Raw genomic sequence first — 19,226 nt, forward strand, 5'->3', positions numbered from 1 at the left:
CCAGTCCACCGAGCAGTCTCCGGCTCAAACCCCACTGTGCCGGTCGGCGCTCACCCGTGCACCGCCCGTGTTGGGTCGGTGAGATCGCAACAGGAGCGAAACAACTGTGGCCGTAAAGATCCGGCTCCTGCGGATGGGCAAGATCCGCAACCCGCAGTACCGCATCGTCATCGCCGACTCGCGCACCAAGCGTGACGGTCGCGCGATCGAGTTCGTCGGCGTGTACCAGCCGAAGGAGCACCCTTCGGTGATCGAGGTCAAGTCGGAGCGGGTCCAGTACTGGCTGTCCGTCGGCGCGCAGCCGAGCGAGGCCGTGCAGCGTCTGCTCGAGCTGACCGGGGACTGGCAGAAGTTCAAGGGCCTGCCGGCCCCGCCGCCGCTGCTGGTCGCGGCCGAGCGCGTCGACCGCAAGGTGGCGTACGAGGCCGAGGCGAAGGCCGCCGCCGGCCTGACCGAGGCCCCGGCGAAGCCGGCCAAGAAGGCCGCCAAGGCCGAGGCTGAGGCACCGAAGGCTGAGGCACCGAAGGTCGAGGCGCCGAAGACCGAGGCGCCGAAGACCGAGGAGCAGCCCGCCACGAACGCTGGCGAGCAGGCCTGACATGGAACTGCGTCCGGCGCTCGAGCACCTGGTCAAGGGCATCGTCGATCACCCGGATGACGTCCGGGTCCGGATGGCCGACTCCCGTCGGGGCAAGCGGCTGGAAATCCGCGTGCACCCGGAGGACCTTGGCACGGTGATCGGGCGGTCCGGCCGGACCGCCAAGGCGCTGCGCCAGGTGATCGGCTCCATCGGTGGGCGTGGCGTGCGCGTCGACATCGTCGACTCGTACTGATGCGGCTCATCGTCGGCAGGATCGGTAAGCCGCACGGCCTTCGCGGTGAGGTCACCGTGGAGGTGCGCACCGATGAGCCCGAGGCACGCTTCGCGCCCGGCTCGGTACTCAGTACCGAGCCGGGCGCGGCGCCCCCGGCCAACCCCGCCCCCGGCCCCGGCGTGCCGTTCCGGGTCCCGGCCGAGCTGACCGTGGAGTCCGCCCGCTGGCACCAGGGGCGGATGCTGGTCGTGTTCGAGGGCATCCTCGAACGCGACGTCGCCGAGGCGCTGCGCGGCACCCTGCTCGGGGTGGACAGCGGCAGCGTCGCCCCGCCGGAGGACCCGGAGGAGTTCCACGACCACCAGCTCGTCGGCCTCGCCGTGGTCACCCCGGGCGGCGAGCACCTCGGCGAGGTGGCCCGGATCGACCACGCACCCGCGTCCGACCTGCTGGTGCTGCGCCGCCCCGAGGGACGGACCGCGCTCATCCCGTTCGTCAAGGCGATCGTCCTCGAGGTGGATGTCGCCGGCGGACGTGTCGTCGCCGACCCGCCGGCCGGTCTGTTCGATCTCTAGACCGCTGGAGCACCCGCGCATGCGCGTCGACGTCGTGTCGATCTTTCCCGAGTACTTCACGCCGCTGGACCTCTCCCTGATCGGCAGGGCCCGGGCCAACGGCGTGCTGCGGCTGGCCGTACACGACCTGCGGGGCTGGACCCACGACGTGCACCGCACCGTCGACGACACCCCCTACGGCGGCGGACCCGGCATGGTGATGCGGCCCGAGCCGTGGGGGGCCGCGCTCGACGCCCTCGCCCCGGCGGAGCCGACCCCCGACGGGCCGACCCCCGACGGGCCGACCCTGCCCCGGCTGCTGGTGCCCTCCCCGGCCGGGGAGCCGTTCACCCAGGCCATGGCGCACGAGCTGGCCGGCGAGTCGCACCTGCTGTTCGCCTGCGGCCGGTACGAGGGCATCGACCAGCGGGTGCTCGACCACGCCGCCACCCGGATGCGGGTGACCGAGGTGTCGCTCGGCGACTACGTGCTCTTCGGCGGCGAGGTGGCGGTGCTGGTGATCCTGGAGGCGGTCACCCGGCTGCTGCCCGGGGTGCTCGGCAACGCCGGGTCGCTGGACGAGGAGTCGCACGCCCACGGGCTGCTGGAGGCGCCGATGTACACCAAGCCGGCGGCCTGGCGGGGGCACGAGGTGCCGGAGGTGCTCCGCTCCGGCGACCACGGTCGGATCGCCCGCTGGCGGCGCGACGAGGCGCTGGCGCGCACCGCGACCCGCCGGCCCGACATGTTCGCCGCGCTCGACCCGGCGAGCCTGGACAAGCGGGACAGGGCGGCTCTGGACCGGGCCGGATTTCAGGCGCCGCCGGGGCATGTGGCAAAGTAGGGGGGTTGCCGCAACCGCCCGCGCCGTGGGCGGCTGCGAGGATTCCCGACCGGGGCCGCCCGTCGGTCGCCACCCGGGGATCAGAATCACCCATCCGCGCACCGATTGACGGTGTGCCGTGAGCCTCACGAGGACACAGCGATGAATATCCTGGACGCCCTTGACGCCCAGTCGAAGCGGGTCGACATTCCCCAGTTCCGCGCCGGTGACACCGTCAAGGTGCACGCGCGGGTCGTCGAGGGCAACCGGTCCCGGGTCCAGATCTTCCAGGGCGTCGTCATCCGCCGCCAGGGCGACGGCCTGCGCGAGACCTTCTCGGTCCGCAAGGTCAGCTTCGGCGTGGGTGTCGAGCGGACCTACCCGGTGAACAGCCCGGGCATCGACCGGATCGAGATCGTGACCCGCGGTGCCGTCCGTCGCGCCAAGCTCTACTACCTGCGCGAGCTGCGGGGCAAGAAGGCCAAGATCAAGGAGCGCCGCGAGAAGCAGTCGAGCTGACTGCTCGCTAGCCACGTCGCCTGAGCTGCGCGGATGTCGTACGGGCCAGCCCCGGTTACGCTGTTCGCACGGGCATAGGCGGGCATCGGCGCGTCGCGGCGGCAGCCGCGGCCACAGATCGTCCCACTGCCGCCCGTGGGGCCTCGTCGAGGCTCCCGGGCGGTAGTGGCATTTCTGCGGACCGGGGAGTGGCCAGGTGCGGACCCTTGACGAGGACGGCGCCGTCGACCCATGGCGCCGGCGCCCCCGGCGTTTCCGCCGGCAGATGCCGCTCTGGCAGGAGCTGCCCCTGCTGCTGATCGTCGCCTTCTGCCTGGCGGTGCTGATCCGCACCTTCCTGCTCCAGGCGTTCTTCATCCCGTCCGGGTCGATGGAGGACACCCTGCTCATCGGCGACCGGGTGCTCGTCAACAAGGTCGTCTACGACGTGCGGGACCCGCTGCGCGGCGAGGTGGTGGTCTTCCGGGGCACCGACGGGTGGGTCGCCCAGCAGGTCCAGGAGCCCGAGTCCGGGATCGCCGGGAAGTTCGCCCGTACGATCGGCGGCCTGGTCGGGGTCGGCCGCCCCGGCGAGAAGGACTTCATCAAGCGGGTCATCGGCCTCCCCGGCGACCGGGTGAAGTGCTGCGACGCCGAGGGCCGGGTCACCGTCAACGACATCCCGCTCGACGAGCCGTACGTGATCCGGAACTCCCCGCTGGACCTGCCGCCGAACCCCCGTGAGTGCCGGTCGCGGCGCTTCGCCGAGGTGGTGGTCCCGCCCGGCCAGATCTTCGTGATGGGCGACCACCGGCTGGTCTCCCAGGACGCCCGCTGCCAGGGCCCGGTGCCGATCGACAACGTCATCGGCCGGGCGTTCGTCGTGGTCTGGCCGTCCTCCCGATGGGCGTCGCTGTCGGTGCCGGAGACCTTCGCCGGGGTCACCAGGCCCGGCACCGCTGCCGGTGACTCCCCGGCCCCGGCCCGCCCCACCGGATCGGGCGGTGTGCTGCTGCTCCTCCCGGTCTCGGCCACGGTGTCCGTCCTCGCGCGTTCCGGGCGGTCCGGGTGGTCGCGGCGACGTAGGCTCCACCCGTGATTGACGAGCAGACCGACAAGAAGAGCGGCTCCTTCTGGAAGGAGCTACCCATTCTCCTGGGCGTGGCGATCCTGGTCGCGGTGCTGGTGCGGGCCTTCGTGCTGCAGACCTTCTACATCCCGTCGCCGTCCATGGAGAACACCCTCCAGATCGACGATCGGGTGCTGGTCAACAAGCTGGTGTACGACTTCCGGGCACCGCACCGGGGCGAGGTGATCGTCTTCAAGGCGCCCACCGAGTGGAGCGGCAACCCCGACGGCGAGGACTTCATCAAGCGGGTGATCGGCGTCGGCGGCGACCATGTGGTCTGCTGCGACCCGCAGGAACGATTGGTGATCAACGGCAGGTCGCTCGACGAGCCGTACATCTACTCGGCGAACGGGCAGCAGGACAAGCCGGCCGACCAGGAGTTCGACATCACCGTCCCGAAGGGGCGGCTGTGGGTGATGGGCGACCACCGCTCGGCCTCCGGCGACTCGCTGGAGCACTGGCAGCAGTCCGGCCAAGACATCCAGAGCGCCACCATCCCCGAGGACCGGGTGGTCGGCCGCGCCTTCACCGTCTTCTGGCCGGTCAGCCGAGCCACCTGGCTCACCGTCCCGGACTCGTTCGACGACGTCCCCAACCCCTGATCCGCCCGCCGACCCCCGGGTGGGCGTGGGCGACGCGGGCCGGGTCTGGCAGGCTGGGATGGTGACGGTCTACACCCCTCGACGTGCGGCGCGCGTGTTGCTCGTCGACGCCGCCGACCGGGTGCTGCTCTTCGCCGGCTGCGACCCGGCGCGACCCGAGCACCGGTACTGGCTCACCCCCGGGGGCGGCCTGGAGCCGGGTGAGTCCCCGGCGGCCGGCGCCGCCCGGGAGTTGGCCGAGGAGACCGGCCTGCGGCTCGCCCCGGCAGAGCTCGGCGAGCCGGTGTGGCGGGAGACGGTCCGGTTCCCCTTCGACGGCGTGCGGTACCAGCAGGAGCAGGAGTTCTTCCTGGTTCGGGTGCCTTCCTGGGAGGTGGACACCGCCGGCTTCGACGCCGTCGAGCGGGCCAGCGTCTCCGGGTACCGCTGGTGGCCGGCCGACGAACTGGCCGCCACCACCGAGCGGTACTACCCGCCCGACCTGCCGGCCCTGCTGCGCCGGGTGCTGGCCGCGCGGCCCGACGCGCCGCCCCCGCCCGCCGGGTCCGCAGGGGTCGTCCCCACGGCCGGCGGTACGCCGTGCTGACCCCGCCGCGCACCGTGGTGCGCCGGGAGGCCGGGCTGTACGCGTTGGAGCGCGCCCTGCAACGCCGGGGCTTCCGGCACGTGGCGGGCGCCGACGAGGCCGGCCGGGGCGCCTGCGCCGGCCCGCTGGTCGCGGCTGCGGCGGTGCTGCCCGAGGGGCGGCGCGGCGAGATCGACGGGCTGGCCGACTCCAAGCTGCTCACCCCGGCCAGCCGGGAGCGCATCTACGGGCAGGTGGTCGCCCGCGCCCTGGCGTACGCGGTGGTGGTGATCCCGGCCGACGAGGTGGACGCCCGCGGCCTGCACGTGTGCAACCTCGCCGCGATGCGCCGGGCGCTGGCGTCGCTGGACACCCGCCCGGACTACGTGCTGACCGACGGCTTCGGCGTCGACGGGCTGGACGTGCCGGGGCTGGCGGTCTGGAAGGGCGACCGGGTGGCCGCCTGCGTGGCCGCGGCGAGCGTGCTGGCCAAGGTCACCCGGGACCGGATCATGGTCGAGCTGGACGGGACGTTCCCCGACTACGGCTTCGCCGAGCACAAGGGCTACATCACGGCGGAGCACACCGCCGCCCTGCGGGAGCACGGACCGTGCCGGGAACACCGCTTCTCGTACGTGAACGTGGCCGCCGTGTCCGGGCTGGACGGGCGTCCACCCAGGTCCCGCCGACCGGTGGGTGCGCGCCCGGACGAGCCGATGGAGCGCTTCGGCGCGTCAGGAGGTACCGTCGGCGTGGCGTTGGGCGAGCAGCCCCGACCTCCCGCGCCGGTGGGGGAAGATGTGGTCATGGAAGGCGGAGTGCGATGAGCGCGGAAGATCTCGAGAAGTACGAGACCGAGATGGAGCTCCAGCTCTACCGGGAGTACCGCGACATCGTCCGCCAGTTCTCCTACGTCGTGGAGACGGAGCGCCGCTTCTACCTGGCCAACCAGGTGGACCTGCACGTGCGCAACTCCGACGGCGAGGTTTACTTCGAGGTCGAGATGCACGACGCCTGGGTGTGGGACATGTACCGTCCTGCCCGGTTCGTCAAGAACGTCCGGGTGATGACGTTCAAGGACGTCAACGTCGAGGAGTTGGAGAAGCCCGATATCTCCCTGCCGGCCGACTCCGGCTTCGGCGGCTGACGGCCCCTCCGGCAGCCACCCGCATCGACCGGGCGGGCGCCTGCCGCGCGTCCCCACCGTCGGGCCCCGCCGCACTCTGTCGACACCACGCCGGCCCGAGCCCGACAGCACCGCGCCCGCGCCGTTCCCGGCCCCTGTTCCGGCCTGCTCCCGCTGGTCTGACGCTCACTCGGCTGGTCTGACGCCCATTCCGCCGGTCGGCGCCGTCGCGCCCGCTTTCCGCCGGTCGGTGCCGACGCCCACTCTCCGCCGGTCGGCACCGCGACGCCCACTCTCCGCCGGTCGGCGCCGCCACGCCCAGGGCGTCCCGCCGTCGGTGGTCACCTTCACCCAGCGGCGCGTGCCCGGACCGCGTCCGATCGTCCACCGTGCACCGCCCTGGCCACAGCAGCCGGGCGCGGGGCATGAGGTTCGGGGAGCCAGGCGGTGGACCAGGGGGTGGGGCTCTGTCCGGGGCGCCGGCTCGTCCGCCGGGGGGACCCCGTCCACAGTGGTCGTCCTGCGCTTCCTGGTCTGGCCGGCGGTGCTGGTCCGGCGGTGGGCCGGGGTGCCGGCCGGGACGCACCGGGTGGGGCCGGGACGAGCCGGGTGGGGCCGGGCCGGGTGGGGTGGGGCCGGGCCGGCCGTAGCAGATCATCGGTCCGGACGAGGGCTGTCCACAGCCCGTTCGACCGTCCACAGGCGAGTGGCCGGCGGTGGCGGCGCGTCCCGGGATTCGGGCACGCTGCCGGGCATGTGGAAGAGGGTCGGGGCCGGTGGCCCAGGGTGGGGCGGGACCGGCGCCGGCGGCCGGCGGGCCCGGGGCGGGGCTGCTCGACGGCCGGCGCGACCGGCCACGGCGGTGCTGTCCGCAGCGGCGCTCTGCGCGATGGCCGTCGGCGTCGGGGCCGGCCCCGTGGCTCGGTCGCAATCCGGTGCTGCCGGCGTGGTGATCGTGTCCGCCGTGCGGCCCGGCCCTGCCCCGACCGGGCCGTCCGGTGCCGGGTCGGCGGCAGCGCCTGCCGCAGCGGCCCGGGCGCAGCCGCCCGCGCCGGCCGCGCGGTTCCGGTGGCCGCTCGACGGCGTCCCGCGACCGGCCCGCCGCTTCGCGCCGCCCCCGCAGCCGTGGCTGCCCGGCCACCGGGGCGTCGACCTGGTCGCCGCGCCGGGCATCGTGGTCCGGGCCGCCGGGTCGGGGGTGGTGCTGTTCGCCGGCCCGGTCGCGGGGCGCCCCGTGGTCACGGTCGGGCATGACGCGGGGCTGCGGACCACGTACGAGCCGGTGCGGCCGGGCGTCCGCGCCGGGGACCGGGTGGCCGCCGGGACGCCGTTGGGCCGGTTGCGGCCCGGGCACATGGGCTGTCCCGAAGCGGCCTGCCTGCACTGGGGGCTGCGCCGGGGAGAGGAGTACCTGGACCCGCTGGCCCTGCTCGGGCTCGGCCCCGTCCGGCTCCTGCCCACCTGACCGGCCCCGCCGCCACGTGCCGCCTTCACGCAGCCGCCTTTGACCTGGCCGGGACTGGACGCGACGTGCTCGGCGCGTGGTCGGCGCGTGGTCGCCGGTGTGGTCGCCGGTCAGCGCCGGGCGAGCAGCGCCGGCAGCCGCGCGGCGAGCCGCTCGTACTCGTGGGGCGCGTTGTAGACCTGGGCGCACAGCCGTAGCCAGCCATGGTCGTTCCAGGACATCACCGCCACCTCGGCGGACAACTCCTCGGCGATCCGGCCCCGCAGGGCGAGGGCGTCGTCGACCGTGGCGGCCAACCCGGCCGGCAGCGGGACGATCCGCATCGCCACCGTTGGCCCGCCCGGATCCGGCAGGTCGGCCGGTGCCACCCCCAGCGCGTCCCCCACCACCCGCTGCCCGTACGCGGCCAGCGCGGCGTTGTGCGCCCGCACCCGGTCGACGCCGAGGGTGCGCAGGGTCCAGACGCCAGCCGGCGCGGCCAGCCACGAGGTGTAGTCCAGGGTCGCCTGCCACTCGACGTTGCCCGGGAAGCCGGCCCCCTGCTCCCAGGAGACCACCAGCGGTTCCATCCGGTCCCGCCACGACGGGGCCACCACCAGCGCGGCGGTGCCGCGCGGGGCGTACCCCCACTTGTGCAGGTTGCCGACCCAGAAGTCCGCGCCGATCCCCCCGACCGGGGCCGGCAGCATGCCCGGCGCGTGGGCGGCGTCGACGAGCACCGGAACCTCGTGCTCGTGGGCGGCCCCGACGATCGCCGCGGCCGAGAAGAGGCGGGCGGTGGCCGAGGTGAGCTGGTCGACGACGAGCAGCTTCGTCCGCCCGGGCCGCAGCCCCGCCCGGACGAGCTGGACGACCTGCTCGTCCGTCGCGGTCAACGGCACGTGCAGGATGCGGTGGGTCGCCCCGGTGCGCCGGCACTCGCGGTCGACGGAGAAGCCGACCGCGCCGTAGCCGTGGTCGGTGGTGAGCACCTCGTCGCCGGGGCGCAGGCCGAGCGACTGGAGCACCACGGCGACGCCGGTGGTGGCGTTGCCGACCAGCGCGGTGCCGTCGGGGTCGGCGCCGAGGAAGGCGGCCAGGTGCCGGCGGGTGTGGGCGATCCGGTCCACCAGGCTCGGCCCGAAGAAGCGCAGCGGGTTGGCCTCCATCTCGTCGCGCAGCCGCTGCTGGGCGCGCTGCACGCCGATCGGCACCGCGCCGAACGAGCCGTGGTTGAGGTGGCTTACCGCCGGGTCGAGGGAGAAGAGTAGCCGGGCGCCGGGGATGGGCTCGGGCGGCTGCGGCGCGCTCATCCCATGATCGTAGCCCGACATCCATCGACGGTGCCCTCCAACGACCACGCGACGGCGGCGGCGCGCTTCCCCGGTCGCGCACCGGTCGTCCCGCGCACCGGTCGTCCCGCGCACCGGTCGTCCCGCGCACCGGTCGTCCCGCGCACCGGTCGGTCTGAGGGGCGCGTCGGCGCGGGGCAGGGCCGGCGCAGACGCGTGGGGCGCGGGGTCACCCGGCTCAGGCACGCGGGTGCGCCTGCCGGTACACGGCCCGCAGCCGCTCGACCGAGACGTGGGTGTAGATCTGCGTGCTGGCCAGCGACGAGTGGCCCAGCAGCTCCTGCACCGCCCGCAGGTCCGCGCCGCCCTCCAGCAGGTGGGTGGCGGCCGAGTGACGCAGGCCGTGCGGGCTGGTCCGGGGCAGTCCTGCCGCCGCCGCGTACCCGGCGACGACCCGTCGGGCGATGGTCGGGTGGAGTCGGCCGCCCCGCGCCCCGAGCAGGAGGGCTCCGCCGGACTCCGGGCCGGCGAGGACGGGTCGCCCCGCCCGCAGCCACTCGTCCAGTGCCCGTTGCGCCGGCACCCCGTACGGCACGGACCGCTCCCGGGAGCCCTTGCCGAGCACCCGGACCACCCGGCGGGCGTCGTCCACATCGGCGGTGTCCAGGCCGCACGCCTCACTGATCCGCGCCCCGGTCGCGTAGAGCAGCTCGAGCAGGACCCGGTCCCGCAGCACCACGGCCCGCGCCGCCTCCCCGTCGGCGGGAGGAGGCGGTGAGGCGTTGGAAGGATCCGGCCCCGCCATGGACCGTTCGTCGTCAAGCCCTTCCGCCCCTGCGGCAGGGGCCGGGGCCGGGGTCGTCGGGCGGGAGGCCGGGGCCTCGATCAGGGCGGTCACCTGGTCGGCGCGGAGCACGGTCGGCAGGTCCCGGTGGGCCCGAGGGCTCGCCAGCGGGGCGGCCACGTCGGTGGGCAGCAGGCCGGCGCGGTGGGCCCACGCGCTGAACGTGCGCGCCGAGGCGGCCCGCCGGGCCATCGTGGTCCGCGCGGCCCCGGTCGTTCGCTGCTTCGCCAGCCAGCTGCGCAGCACGCCGAGGTCGAGGTCGGCCACCCCGACGCAGCCCATCCGGGCGGCGTGGTCGAGCAGGGAGACCAGGTCGCCGACGTACGCCCGGACGGTGTGCGCCGAGCGGTTGCGCACCCGGGACAGGTGGTCGGCGAAGTCGTCCACCGCCTCCCGCAACGCCACCGGAAGGGCCGCGTGCGTCTCCCTCGTGCCGCGCTCGGCGCGGTTCACCGGGCGCCTTCCGGCCCGCCCGCAGCAGCCGACCAACCGGGCCGTGCCCCTCCGTCGCCTCGCACCGGCTCAGCTTACGAGCGCCCCGCCACCCGGGCAGCACGGCGGGCCGGCGGGGCGGCGGGTGGCGGGGGAGCGGCCGCGTGGCCACCGAGCCGGGCGGGCGGACCCGGAACCCGTCCGTGCCGACGCGAGATCGCCGGACGGGCCCTCAGGAAGGCGGGACCGAGCATGGGCCTGGATGTCGTCCTCTACCGGCTGGTCCACCCCGGCCCCGGCCGCCGTCGCCCGTCGTACGCCAGCGTGCAGGTGGTGGCGGACCCACGCGACGTGCTGGTGAGCCTGGCCCGGCGCTGCCTGTGCGACCACTACGTGCAGCTCCGCTTCGAGGGCGACTGAGCGACGCGGCTGGCCCCACGTCCGCGACGACGCCGACCGTTCGCGCCGAGGAGCCGACGTGACGGACCGGCCCGGTCGAGCCGTCACGGCGGCGGGTCCGCGATGGAACCGGGTGCGCGGGCCGGAGGGGTGCCGGGTGCGTGGGCCGGAGGGGTGCCGGCCGGGCGGGCGACCAGGGCGTACCCGTCGTCGCGGCGGCGGACCATGCCCAGCTCCTCCAGCAGGGAGAGTTTGCGCAGGGCGGTCCGGAGGTCCACGCCGGCGCGGGCGGCCAGCCGGTCCACGTCGACCGCGCCGCGCCGGGGCATCGACTCCAGCACCAGCGTCGCCTCGTCGTCGAGCAGGTCCCGGGGGCGTTGCGGGGCGCGGGCCGGTGGCGCCAGGTCGGCGCCGATGCGGCCCACCTCCTCCAGCACGTGCGGCACGCCGGTGACCAGCCTCGCCGACGGCTGTTCGCGCAGCAGTTCGTGGGCGCCCACCGACATGGCGGAGGTGACCGGACCGGGCACCACCATCGGGCGCCGGCCGACCGCGAGGGCCCGATTGAACGTCTGGGTCGCGCCACTGCGTGCCGCCGCCTCCACCAGCACCGTGCCCAGCGTCGCCGCCGCGATCACCCGGTTGCGGATGAGGAACCGGGGACGGAACGGCTCGGCGCCCGGCATCCACTCGCTGACCAGCAACCCGGTCTCGGCGATCCGGTCGAACAGGGCCGCGTTGCCCATCGGGTAGGGCTGGTCGATCCCACAGGCGAGCACCGCCACCGTCAGCCCGCCGGCGTTGAGCGCGCCCCGGTGCGCCGCGGCGTCGATGCCGAAGGCTCCTCCGGAGACCACCGTCCAGTCCCGGTCGGCCAGCCCGTAGCCGAGCTCGGTGGCCACGTGCAAGCCGTACCCGGTGGCGGCCCGGGCGCCGACCACCGCGACCGACCGGTCCAGCGCCTCCCGGAGCGGCCAAGCGCCGCGCGTCCAGAGGCAGAGCGGGGGCGCGGTCTCCCGATCCACCCGCCGGTTGGCGCCCGGCAGGACCATCCGGCGCAGGTCCTCCACGCGCGCCGGCCACTCCTCCTCGTCGTCGGGGGTGACGATCCGGGCACCCAGCCGCTGCGTACGGGCCAGGGCGTCGGCTGCCACGGCCCGGGCGTCCCCCTCCCGGGACCGGGCCGCCACGGCTGCGCGCAGCCACTCCTCGGGCGCCCCGCCGTCGAGCAGCAGGTCCAGCGCGCCCGCCGGGCCCAGCTCGTCGACCAGCCGGTGTACCGACCAGGTGCCGGGCTCGGCGAGCCAGGTCAACGCCACCCGGGCCAGCAGGTTCTCCTCGGTGTTCACGCCGCGTCCCCCGTCCTGAGCTGGATGGCCTCCCGGACGTCGTCGGAGTGCGGCCGGTCCCGCCCGTCGAGGTCGGCGACGGTCCATGCCATCCGGATGATCCGGTCGAAACCGCGCGCCGACAGCGAGCCGGAGTCGAGCCGGCCCCGCAGCTCGCGGGTGTCCCGTTCGGGCAGTCGCCAGGGCGGACGGCGCAGCCGGGGACCGGGGACCTCCGCGTTTACCCGGCAGCCGGTACCCGCCCAACGCTCGGCGCCGGCCCGGCGGGCGGCGGCCACCCGGGCCGCGACGGCAGCCGACGGCTCCTCGGCCATCGTCGCCTCCATCAACTCCGCCGCCCGCAACGGCGGCAGGGTGACCTGCACGTCGATCCGGTCCAACAGTGGGCCGGAGAGCCGGCCGAGATAGCGCCGACGGGCCAGCGGGGAACACTCGCAGTGGATGTCCCCGGCCGGCTTCGCGCAGGGGCAAGGGTTGGCGGCGAGCACCAGTTGCGTTCGGGCCGGGTACTCGGTGCCACCCCGGCTGCGGGCGAGCAGCACCCGGCCGTGCTCCAGCGGCTGGCGCAGCGCTTCCAGCGAGCCCCTGCCGAACTCGGGCGCCTCGTCGAGGAAGAGCACCCCGCGGTGGGCCAGCGACACCGCGCCGGGGCGGGCCAGCCCCGACCCGCCGCCGACCAGCGAGGCCACCGTCGCGGTGTGGTGCGGCGCCTGGAACGGCGGCCGGCGCAGCAGCCGGCCGCCCGCCGGCAGCAGCCCGGCGATCGAGTGCAGCGCGGTGACCTCCAGCGCCGCCTCGTCGTCCAGCTCGGGCAGGATGGACGGCAGCCGCTCGGCGAGCATGGTCTTGCCGGCCCCGGGCGGCCCGAACAGCGCCAGGTGGTGCCCGCCGGCGGCGGCCACCTCCAGGGCACGTCGGCCCAGCGCCTGCCCGGCCACGTCGGCCAGGTCCGGCCCGTCGGGGCCGTGGGACGGCGCCAAGGCGGGCGGCTCGATCAGCGGCGTGCCGTCCCGGACGAACTCGACCAGCCGGTGCAGCGTGTCCACGGCGCGGACCCGGATGCCCGGGACGACCGCCGCCTCGGCCGCGTTGTCGGCCGGGACGATCACCCGTTCGAGGCCGGCCCGCGCCGCGGCGGCCACCATCGGCAACACCCCACGCACCGGCCGGACGGTGCCGTCGAGGCCCAGTTCGCCGAGGACCACCACCCGATCCAGCGCCAGCAGCGGCAGTTCCCCGGAGCCGCCGAGCAGCGCCACGGCGATCGCCAGGTCGAAGGCCGAGCCGAACTTCGGCATCGTGGCCGGAAGCAGGTTGAGGGTGATCCGCCGGTTCGGCCATCGCTGGCCGGAGTTGACGACCGCGGCGCGGACCCGGTCGCGCGCCTCGTGCAGGGCGGTGTCGGGCAGCCCGGAGATGACCACGGCCGGCAGCCCCGGTGCGAGGTCAGCCTCCACCTCCACCACGTGCCCGGCCACCCCGACCAGGCCGACGCAGAGCACCTTCGCGTAGCTCACGCCTGGCCGCCCATCAGAACGCCCCCTTGAGGTGCTCGACCCGGGCCGCGCCCGCGTCGGGCAGCTCGACCGACAGCACGTCGAACCGCACCTCGTCAGCGGTGGTGCGGGTCTCCGCGAGCCAGCGGGCGGCCAGCCCTCGCAGCCGCCGAGCCTTGGACGGCACGACCGCCTCGGCCGGCGTGCCGAAGTCGGCGGTGCGTCTCGTCTTCACCTCACAGAAGGCGAGCACCGCGCCGTCCCAGGCGATGATGTCGATCTCGCCGGCCGGGCAGCGCCAGTTCCGGGCGACCGGGCGTAGCCCCGCCCCGATCAGGTGTCGGACGGCGCACCGTTCCCCGTACGCGCCGACCGCCTGGTTCCGCTTCGTCATGCGTCGCACCATGCCGGGCCCGGCAGCCCCTCCGGGGGGAGCCTGTGGACGACGGGGTCGCTGTGGACAACCGGACGATCATGCCCCCTGCGTGCTATGGACAGCCGTACCGTCGGTGGCCGTCACCGGCCGTCGCGCACGCCGCGCCGGACGGCGTCGCGCAGGCCCGGCCTCCCGGAACGTCCGACCCGCCGACCCGGGGCGGCGGGTGCCGTCCGGGGGAAGCCAGCATCCGGATGGCGCGGGGGTACGACTGTCACATACGGTGCCCGTCGTGAACGCACGACGGAGCTTTCCCGATGATCAGGAGTCGAGCCGGTACCCCGGCGAGCGCGGGTACGGCGAGCCGGACTGGCGTCCGCCGGGCGACGACCGTTATCCAGCGGACGAGTTTCGCGTCTCGGACCAGCGCGGGGACACCGGTGAGCGACGCTATGACGAGCTGACAGACCCGCCCGTCGGCCGGTACTCCGAGGCCGGGCGGCACGGGGCGGACGACGCCTTCGGGCGCACCGACACCGACACCGACAGTTACCGGCCGTCGCGGTCGAGGCGGGCCGACACCGGCTCGTTCGGGGTGTCGGCGGACGAGCTCGCCGCGGAGCGGGAGGCGCGTCGGGCGGCCCGGGCCGCCGAGGCCGGGCTGTCCGCCGGGCCACGGGGCGCGGACACGGGTCTGTCGGGCGGCCAGCGCTCCGTCGCGTTCCCGCCGCCTGCCGGCGAGCGCTCCGTCGAGTTCCCGCTGACCGTCGGCCAGCGGCCCACGCCGGTCTCCGGCGCCCCGTACGACCCGATCTCCCGGGACACCCCGCCCGAGCCGGACCCGCTCGGCGTCGACCCGGCCGGGCGCAGGTCGGAGGCCGGCCGTCCCCTGCCGCTCGGCGGCTACCCGATCGTCGACCCGAACCGTCTCGGGGAGCCGGACCGCACGGACGGGGCGGCCCGGGGCGCAGGCCCCGGCCCGGCGGCCGAGGCAGGCCGCTCGGTCGAGGCGGGGCGCGGGGCCGAGCCTGGACACGAGGCTGAGGCGGGACCGGCGGCCGGGTCGCCGCACCCGCTGGAGATGCCGACCGGGCCGATGCCCGCCATGGCCGTCCGACCGGATCTGCCCCTGCCGGGCCTGGAGCCGGCGTACACCCCGGACGGGCTGCGCCGCCCCGGCCCGCCGCCGTCCGACGGCGTCTACCGGACCCGCCGCCCGGCGCTGGCGGTGCTGATCGCGCTGCTGGTGGCGGTCTTCGAGGTCCCGGCCCTGCGGGTCCTGCGGCACGGCGTGCTCGGGGATCCGCTTTCCGCCGCCGACGTCGTGGTGGGCATCTTCCTGGTCGCCGGGCTGCCGATCTTCGGCGTCGGGCTCTACGGGCTGCGCACCGGCGGCCTCGCGCTCGCCGACGGCAGCCGGGGCTGGCTGCGCCCGCCGACGGCGTACCTCACGGTGGGCCTGGTGCTCTTCGTTGCCGCGGCCCTCGCCACCCGCTGACCGGAGGGCCGCGCAGAGGCGTACACTGGTCGACTGGCGACCGCCGCACGCGGTCGACCTCGCGCGCCCTCCCCACGCGCCGTCGTGGGGCGGCGGCCTCCCTGGTCCCGATCTTGATCGGGAACACCATGGCCGACGACCAGGCGCCAGGACGCCCGGCCACCGGCCGGGCGTGACAACCAGGGATCTTGAGGAGTACCCACCATGGCCGTCGTGACCATGCGTCAGCTGCTGGAGAGCGGTGTCCACTTCGGGCACCAGACCCGGCGCTGGAACCCGAAGATGAAGCGCTTCATCATGACCGAGCGCAACGGCATCTACATCATCGACCTGCGCCAGACCCTCGACTACATCGAGAAGGCGTTCGAGTTCGTCCGCAACACCGTCGCCGAGGGCGGCAGCATTCTCTTCGTCGGCACCAAGAAGCAGGCTCAGGAGGCCATCGCCGAGCAGGCGACCCGGGTCGGCCAGCCGTACGTGAACCACCGCTGGCTCGGTGGCATGCTGACCAACTTCCAGACGGTGTACAAGCGGCTGCAGCGGATGAAGGAGCTGGAGGCGCTGGGTGACCTGAGCGGCACCGCCGCCGGTTACACCAAGAAGGAGACCCTGCAGCTCTCCCGCGAGAAGATCAAGCTCACCCGCACCCTGGGTGGTCTGCGGGACATGCAGAAGCTTCCGGCCGCGGTCTGGATCGTCGACACCAAGAAGGAGCACATCGCCGTCGACGAGGCCCGCAAGCTGGGCATCCCGGTGATCGCGGTGCTCGACACCAACTGCGACCCGGACGAGGTCGACTTCCCGATCCCGGGCAACGACGACGCGATCCGCTCGGCCGAGCTGCTGACCAGGGTCGTGGCCGCCGCCGTCGCCGACGGCCTGATCGCCCGTTCCGGCCGTCGCCGGGGCGGCGACGAGAAGCCGGAGCCGGGCCAGGTCGGGACCGACGAGCCGCTGACCGAGTGGGAGCGCGAGCTGCTCGAGGAGCCGAAGAAGACCGACGAGCAGCCGGCGCAGCAGGTCGAGCAGGTCGAGCAGCAGGCCGAGCCGGTCGAGCAGCCCGCCCAGCCGGTCGAGCAGCCCGCCGAGCAGCCGGCTGTCGCCGCCGCAGAGTGACCGCACCGCCGTTCCCCGCCGTCCGGGAAACCGGACGGCGGGGAACGGCAGGTACGCCGGGCACAGCCGGCCCGGATCCGGCTAACCGGGACCCAGAACATCCCACCCGCTGTCTCAAGACCGAAGAGAGAGTCATGTCCAACTTCACCGCCGCGGACGTCAAGAAGCTCCGCGACCTCACCGGCGCCGGCATGATGGACTCCAAGAAGGCGCTGACCGAGGCCGAGGGCGACTTCGACAAGGCCATCGAGATCCTGCGCGTCAAGGGCGCGAAGGACGTCGGTAAGCGGGCCGGCCGGACGGCCGCCAACGGCTTGATCGCGCACTCGGGCAAGGCGCTGCTGGAGCTCAACTGCGAGACCGACTTCGTCGCCAAGAACGACGCCTTCATCGCGCTGGCCCAGCAGCTCGTCGAGCACGGCGAAGGCAGCGGCGCGAACACCGCCGAGGAGCTGCTCGCCAGCACGATCGACGGTAAGCCGGTCGCCGACCTGATCCAGGAGCAGTCCGCCAAGATCGGCGAGAAGCTGGTGCTCAACCGCTTCGGCAAGCTGGACGGCACCGTCGCGGTCTACCTGCACCGCAAGAGCCAGGACCTGCCGCCGGCCGTCGGCGTGCTGGTGGAGTACGCCGGCAAGACCGACGAGGCCGGTGACGCCGACGCCCGTGGCGTGGCCATGCAGATCGCCGCGATGCGGCCGAAGTACCTCACCCGCGACGAGGTCCCGGCCGACGTCGTCGAGGCCGAGCGGCGCATCGCCGAGCAGACCGCCCGCGAGGAGAACAAGCCCGAGGTGGCGCTGCCGAAGATCATCGAGGGCCGGGTCAACGCCTTCTTCAAGGACTACGTCCTGGTCGAGCAGGCGTCGGTCGCCGACAACAAGAAGGCCGTGAAGCAGCTGCTGGCCGAGGCCGGCATCGAGGTGACCCGCTTCCTGCGGTTCGAGGTCGGCCAGGCCTGAGCCGCCGGTCGGGCGTGATTCGCCCGCGGGCAGGGAACGTCGACGAGGAGGCCGCTGGTGTACGTGACAGGCACCGCGGCCTCCTTGTCGCATAAGGTCAGCGACGGCAGGTACGCGGTAACCGGCGCACGTGGGGTGCGCGTGGGGAGGGACGGGGCGGATGACGCAGGTTGTTGGTGACCGGAGCCTGGAGGCGGACGATCCGACCGCCCCACCGCCCGGCCGGGCCCGTCGGGTGGTGCTGAAGCTCTCCGGCGAGGTCTTCGGCGGCGGGGCGATCGGCGTCGACCCGGACGTCGTGCAGGCCATCGCCCGGCAGATCGCCACCGTGGTCCGTCGCGGCGTGCAGGTCTCGGTGGTGGTCGGCGGCGGCAACTTCTTCCGCGGCGCGGAGCTGCAGAAGCGCGGGATGGACCGGGCCCGCGCCGACTACATGGGCATGCTGGGCACCGTGATGAACTGCCTCGCCCTCCAGGACTTCCTGGAGAAGGAGGGCATCGAGACCCGGGTGCAGAGCGCGATCACGATGGCCCAGGTCGCCGAGCCGTACATCCCGCTGCGCGCCATCCGGCACCTGGAGAAGGGCCGCGTGGTCATCTTCGGTGCCGGCGCGGGCATGCCGTACTTCTCCACCGACACCGTGGCCGCCCAGCGCGCGCTGGAGATCCGCGCCGACGTGGTGTTGATGAGCAAGAACGGTGTGGACGGCGTCTACTCCGCCGACCCCCGGATCGACCCGACCGCCAGCAAGTTCGACTCGATCACCTTCTCCGAGGTGCTGCGCCGCAACCTGCGGGTGGCCGACGCCGCCGCGTTCAGCCTGTGCATGGAGAACGGCCTGCCGATGCTGGTCTTCGGCGCGCAGGGCGAGGACACGATCATCCGTGCGGTGGGTGGCGACAAGATCGGCACCCTGATCACCGCCTGAGGGGCCGGCGGCCGGCGAGCGGCGGTCCTCCGACACGACAGCACAGCCCACCACGAACACAAGAAGGAGGCGAGGAGACCGGTGATCGACGACACCCTCCTCGAGGCTGAGGAGAAGATGGAGCGTGCGATCGAGCACGCCAAGGAGGAGTTCGGCGCCATCCGCACCGGTCGCGCCAACGCCGCCATGTTCTCCAAGGTCATCATCGACTACTACGGCACCCCGACGCCGCTGCCCCAGATGGCGTCCATCGGGGTCCCCGAGCCACGCATGGCGATCATCAAGCCGTACGACAACTCGCAGATCAACGCCATGGAGAGGGCGATCCGCGACTCCGACCTCGGCTTGAACCCGAACAACGAGGGCAACCAGCTGCGCATCCTGCTCCCGCAGATGACCGAGGAGCGGCGCCGCGAGATGATCAAGGTCGCCCGGCACAAGGGCGAGGAGGCCAAGGTGGCCATCCGCAACATTCGCCGCAAGGGCAAGGAAGAGCTGGACCGGCTCGTCAAGGACGGCGAGGTCGGCGAGGACGACGGCCGCCGCGCCGAGAAGGACCTCGACGACCTGACCCAGAAGTACGTCGCAAGCGTCGACGATCTGGTCAAGCACAAGGAGACCGAGCTTCTGGAGGTCTGATTCGGGGCCGGCCCGGGCCGGTCGCGTGACCTGCCGTGGCACCGGTGTGCCGTCGCCGTCGGGCGGCGGGACGCCGGTGCCTTCGTCGTCGCGGGTCGTCGCGTCCCCTGCGGGGCGGACACTGGGCCAGCACCCGGGCCTTTGCCGGGCGAGGAGTCCCGTGCACCGTCGCCGGCGGTGCGGGTGGCCCATCGTCCGCCCGGTCCGGGCGGGCGGTGCAGTAGGCTCGGCACGATTCCGGCCACCACGCGGTTAACGGCCGGAACCGGCCGGCCGTCGGGCCGGTCAACCGGACGGAACAGTCGTCGTAGGGGATGGTCTTGGTCGTACGTCATGTGG

21 protein-coding genes and 1 pseudogene are annotated in these 19,226 nt (G+C 74.1%); 17 read left to right on the forward strand and 5 right to left on the reverse strand.

What is annotated here, in order from left to right; translation table 11 throughout:
• Positions 1-106: 106 nt before the first annotated feature.
• From rpsP to GVV04_RS13090, 11 genes and pseudogenes are all read left to right on the forward strand, one after another.
• Positions 107-598 carry a 30S ribosomal protein S16 gene (gene rpsP, locus GVV04_RS13040; protein ID WP_161687906.1) on the forward strand — a complete coding sequence of 164 codons (492 nt, stop codon included), beginning with the start codon at positions 107-109 and terminating at the stop codon, positions 596-598.
• A gap of 1 nt (position 599) precedes the next feature.
• The gene (locus GVV04_RS13045; protein WP_161687908.1) at positions 600-833 is read left to right on the forward strand and encodes an RNA-binding protein; all 234 of its coding nucleotides are present in this window, start codon (positions 600-602) and stop codon (positions 831-833) included.
• Positions 833-1,390, forward strand: a complete 558-nt coding sequence (rimM, locus tag GVV04_RS13050; RefSeq protein WP_161687910.1) for a ribosome maturation factor RimM — start codon at positions 833-835, stop codon at positions 1,388-1,390. Before GVV04_RS13045 ends, rimM begins: the two co-directional genes overlap by 1 nt.
• A 19-nt stretch (positions 1,391-1,409) precedes the next feature.
• Positions 1,410-2,213, forward strand: coding sequence for a tRNA (guanosine(37)-N1)-methyltransferase TrmD (gene trmD, locus GVV04_RS13055; protein WP_161687912.1), 804 nt, complete (start codon positions 1,410-1,412; stop codon positions 2,211-2,213).
• A 141-nt stretch (positions 2,214-2,354) separates the two neighbouring features.
• Entirely contained in the window at positions 2,355-2,711 is a 357-nt protein-coding gene (gene rplS / locus GVV04_RS13060; RefSeq protein WP_161687914.1) for a 50S ribosomal protein L19, read from the forward strand.
• 196 nt (positions 2,712-2,907) lie between these two features.
• A pseudogene (gene lepB, locus GVV04_RS13065) lies at positions 2,908-3,776 on the forward strand (signal peptidase I).
• A 9-nt stretch (positions 3,777-3,785) separates the two neighbouring features.
• A complete protein-coding gene (gene lepB / locus GVV04_RS13070; protein WP_161687918.1) occupies positions 3,786-4,421 on the forward strand; it encodes a signal peptidase I in 636 nt (211 codons plus the stop codon).
• Positions 4,422-4,482: 61 nt separating this feature from the next.
• Positions 4,483-5,007, forward strand: coding sequence for an NUDIX hydrolase (locus tag GVV04_RS13075; RefSeq protein ID WP_161687920.1), 525 nt, complete (start codon positions 4,483-4,485; stop codon positions 5,005-5,007).
• Positions 5,001-5,813, forward strand: a complete 813-nt coding sequence (locus GVV04_RS13080; protein ID WP_161687922.1) for a ribonuclease HII — start codon at positions 5,001-5,003, stop codon at positions 5,811-5,813. Before GVV04_RS13075 ends, GVV04_RS13080 begins: the two co-directional genes overlap by 7 nt.
• A complete protein-coding gene (locus tag GVV04_RS13085; protein WP_007075222.1) occupies positions 5,810-6,133 on the forward strand; it encodes a DUF2469 domain-containing protein in 324 nt (107 codons plus the stop codon). Before GVV04_RS13080 ends, GVV04_RS13085 begins: the two co-directional genes overlap by 4 nt.
• Before the next feature lie 868 nt (positions 6,134-7,001).
• The gene (locus tag GVV04_RS13090; RefSeq protein WP_161688396.1) at positions 7,002-7,577 is read left to right on the forward strand and encodes a murein hydrolase activator EnvC family protein; all 576 of its coding nucleotides are present in this window, start codon (positions 7,002-7,004) and stop codon (positions 7,575-7,577) included.
• 110 nt (positions 7,578-7,687) lie between these two features.
• Here the strand turns inward: GVV04_RS13090 and GVV04_RS13095 are convergent, their stop codons facing one another.
• Both GVV04_RS13095 and GVV04_RS13100 read right to left on the reverse strand, forming a co-directional pair.
• A complete protein-coding gene (locus GVV04_RS13095; protein ID WP_161687923.1) occupies positions 7,688-8,869 on the reverse strand; it encodes an aminotransferase class V-fold PLP-dependent enzyme in 1,182 nt (393 codons plus the stop codon).
• A gap of 217 nt (positions 8,870-9,086) precedes the next feature.
• The gene (locus tag GVV04_RS13100) at positions 9,087-10,145 is read right to left on the reverse strand and encodes a tyrosine recombinase XerC (protein WP_161687924.1); all 1,059 of its coding nucleotides are present in this window, start codon (positions 10,143-10,145) and stop codon (positions 9,087-9,089) included.
• Positions 10,146-10,376: 231 nt separating this feature from the next.
• Here GVV04_RS13100 and GVV04_RS13105 point away from each other — a divergent pair, with 231 nt between their 5' ends.
• On the forward strand, positions 10,377-10,544 hold the full coding sequence (locus GVV04_RS13105; protein WP_161687925.1) for a hypothetical protein: 168 nt from the start codon (positions 10,377-10,379) through the stop codon (positions 10,542-10,544).
• Positions 10,545-10,627: 83 nt separating this feature from the next.
• On the opposite strand, the gene GVV04_RS13110 is transcribed toward GVV04_RS13105, so the two are convergent.
• From GVV04_RS13110 to GVV04_RS13120, 3 genes are read right to left on the reverse strand one after another with little or no spacing between them, the layout of a single operon-like run.
• On the reverse strand, positions 10,628-11,959 hold the full coding sequence (locus GVV04_RS13110) for a DNA-processing protein DprA (protein WP_161687926.1): 1,332 nt from the start codon (positions 11,957-11,959) through the stop codon (positions 10,628-10,630).
• Positions 11,869-13,389 (reverse strand): YifB family Mg chelatase-like AAA ATPase, encoded by a 1,521-nt coding sequence (locus GVV04_RS13115; RefSeq protein ID WP_161687927.1) that lies wholly within the window; start codon positions 13,387-13,389, stop codon positions 11,869-11,871. Before GVV04_RS13115 ends, GVV04_RS13110 begins: the two co-directional genes overlap by 91 nt.
• A gap of 13 nt (positions 13,390-13,402) precedes the next feature.
• Complete coding sequence (locus GVV04_RS13120) at positions 13,403-13,762, reverse strand: YraN family protein (protein ID WP_161687928.1); 360 nt, start codon at positions 13,760-13,762, stop codon at positions 13,403-13,405.
• A 274-nt stretch (positions 13,763-14,036) separates the two neighbouring features.
• Here GVV04_RS13120 and GVV04_RS13125 point away from each other — a divergent pair, with 274 nt between their 5' ends.
• The 5 genes from GVV04_RS13125 to frr all read left to right on the forward strand — a co-directional run bounded on the left by GVV04_RS13125 (position 14,037) and on the right by frr (position 18,887).
• Positions 14,037-15,242, forward strand: coding sequence for a hypothetical protein (locus GVV04_RS13125; protein ID WP_407938788.1), 1,206 nt, complete (start codon positions 14,037-14,039; stop codon positions 15,240-15,242).
• A 204-nt stretch (positions 15,243-15,446) separates the two neighbouring features.
• Entirely contained in the window at positions 15,447-16,358 is a 912-nt protein-coding gene (gene rpsB / locus GVV04_RS13130) for a 30S ribosomal protein S2 (RefSeq protein ID WP_161687932.1), read from the forward strand.
• A 134-nt stretch (positions 16,359-16,492) separates the two neighbouring features.
• The gene (gene tsf, locus GVV04_RS13135; RefSeq protein WP_161687934.1) at positions 16,493-17,320 is read left to right on the forward strand and encodes a translation elongation factor Ts; all 828 of its coding nucleotides are present in this window, start codon (positions 16,493-16,495) and stop codon (positions 17,318-17,320) included.
• Between the two features lie 160 nt (positions 17,321-17,480).
• Positions 17,481-18,248 carry a UMP kinase gene (pyrH, locus tag GVV04_RS13140; protein WP_161687936.1) on the forward strand — a complete coding sequence of 256 codons (768 nt, stop codon included), beginning with the start codon at positions 17,481-17,483 and terminating at the stop codon, positions 18,246-18,248.
• A gap of 81 nt (positions 18,249-18,329) precedes the next feature.
• Positions 18,330-18,887: a ribosome recycling factor gene (gene frr, locus GVV04_RS13145; RefSeq protein WP_161687938.1), complete on the forward strand. Its 558-nt coding sequence runs from the start codon at positions 18,330-18,332 to the stop codon at positions 18,885-18,887.
• Positions 18,888-19,226 lie beyond the last annotated feature (339 nt).

It is taken from the genome of Micromonospora rubida (assembly GCF_009908295.1).
In the GTDB taxonomy this organism is placed as follows: Bacteria; Actinomycetota; Actinomycetes; order Mycobacteriales; family Micromonosporaceae; genus Micromonospora; species Micromonospora rubida.

Excerpts from the sequence above, each read along its gene's own strand:
- GVV04_RS13045 (WP_161687908.1), top strand. The coding sequence starts at position 600 with ATGGAACTGCGTCCGGCGCTCGAGCACCTGGTCAAGGGCATCGTCGAT.
- rimM (WP_161687910.1), top strand. The coding sequence starts at position 833 with ATGCGGCTCATCGTCGGCAGGATCGGTAAGCCGCACGGCCTTCGCGGT.
- trmD (WP_161687912.1), top strand. The coding sequence starts at position 1,410 with ATGCGCGTCGACGTCGTGTCGATCTTTCCCGAGTACTTCACGCCGCTG.
- rplS (WP_161687914.1), top strand. The coding sequence starts at position 2,355 with ATGAATATCCTGGACGCCCTTGACGCCCAGTCGAAGCGGGTCGACATT.
- GVV04_RS13085 (WP_007075222.1), top strand. The coding sequence starts at position 5,810 with ATGAGCGCGGAAGATCTCGAGAAGTACGAGACCGAGATGGAGCTCCAG.
- GVV04_RS13090 (WP_161688396.1), top strand. The coding sequence starts at position 7,002 with ATGGCCGTCGGCGTCGGGGCCGGCCCCGTGGCTCGGTCGCAATCCGGT.
- GVV04_RS13095 (WP_161687923.1), bottom strand. The coding sequence starts at position 8,869 with ATGAGCGCGCCGCAGCCGCCCGAGCCCATCCCCGGCGCCCGGCTACTC.
- GVV04_RS13105 (WP_161687925.1), top strand. The coding sequence starts at position 10,377 with ATGGGCCTGGATGTCGTCCTCTACCGGCTGGTCCACCCCGGCCCCGGC.
- GVV04_RS13110 (WP_161687926.1), bottom strand. The coding sequence starts at position 11,959 with ATGGACCGTCGCCGACCTCGACGGGCGGGACCGGCCGCACTCCGACGA.
- GVV04_RS13120 (WP_161687928.1), bottom strand. The coding sequence starts at position 13,762 with ATGACGAAGCGGAACCAGGCGGTCGGCGCGTACGGGGAACGGTGCGCC.
- rpsB (WP_161687932.1), top strand. The coding sequence starts at position 15,447 with ATGGCCGTCGTGACCATGCGTCAGCTGCTGGAGAGCGGTGTCCACTTC.
- tsf (WP_161687934.1), top strand. The coding sequence starts at position 16,493 with ATGTCCAACTTCACCGCCGCGGACGTCAAGAAGCTCCGCGACCTCACC.
- pyrH (WP_161687936.1), top strand. The coding sequence starts at position 17,481 with ATGACGCAGGTTGTTGGTGACCGGAGCCTGGAGGCGGACGATCCGACC.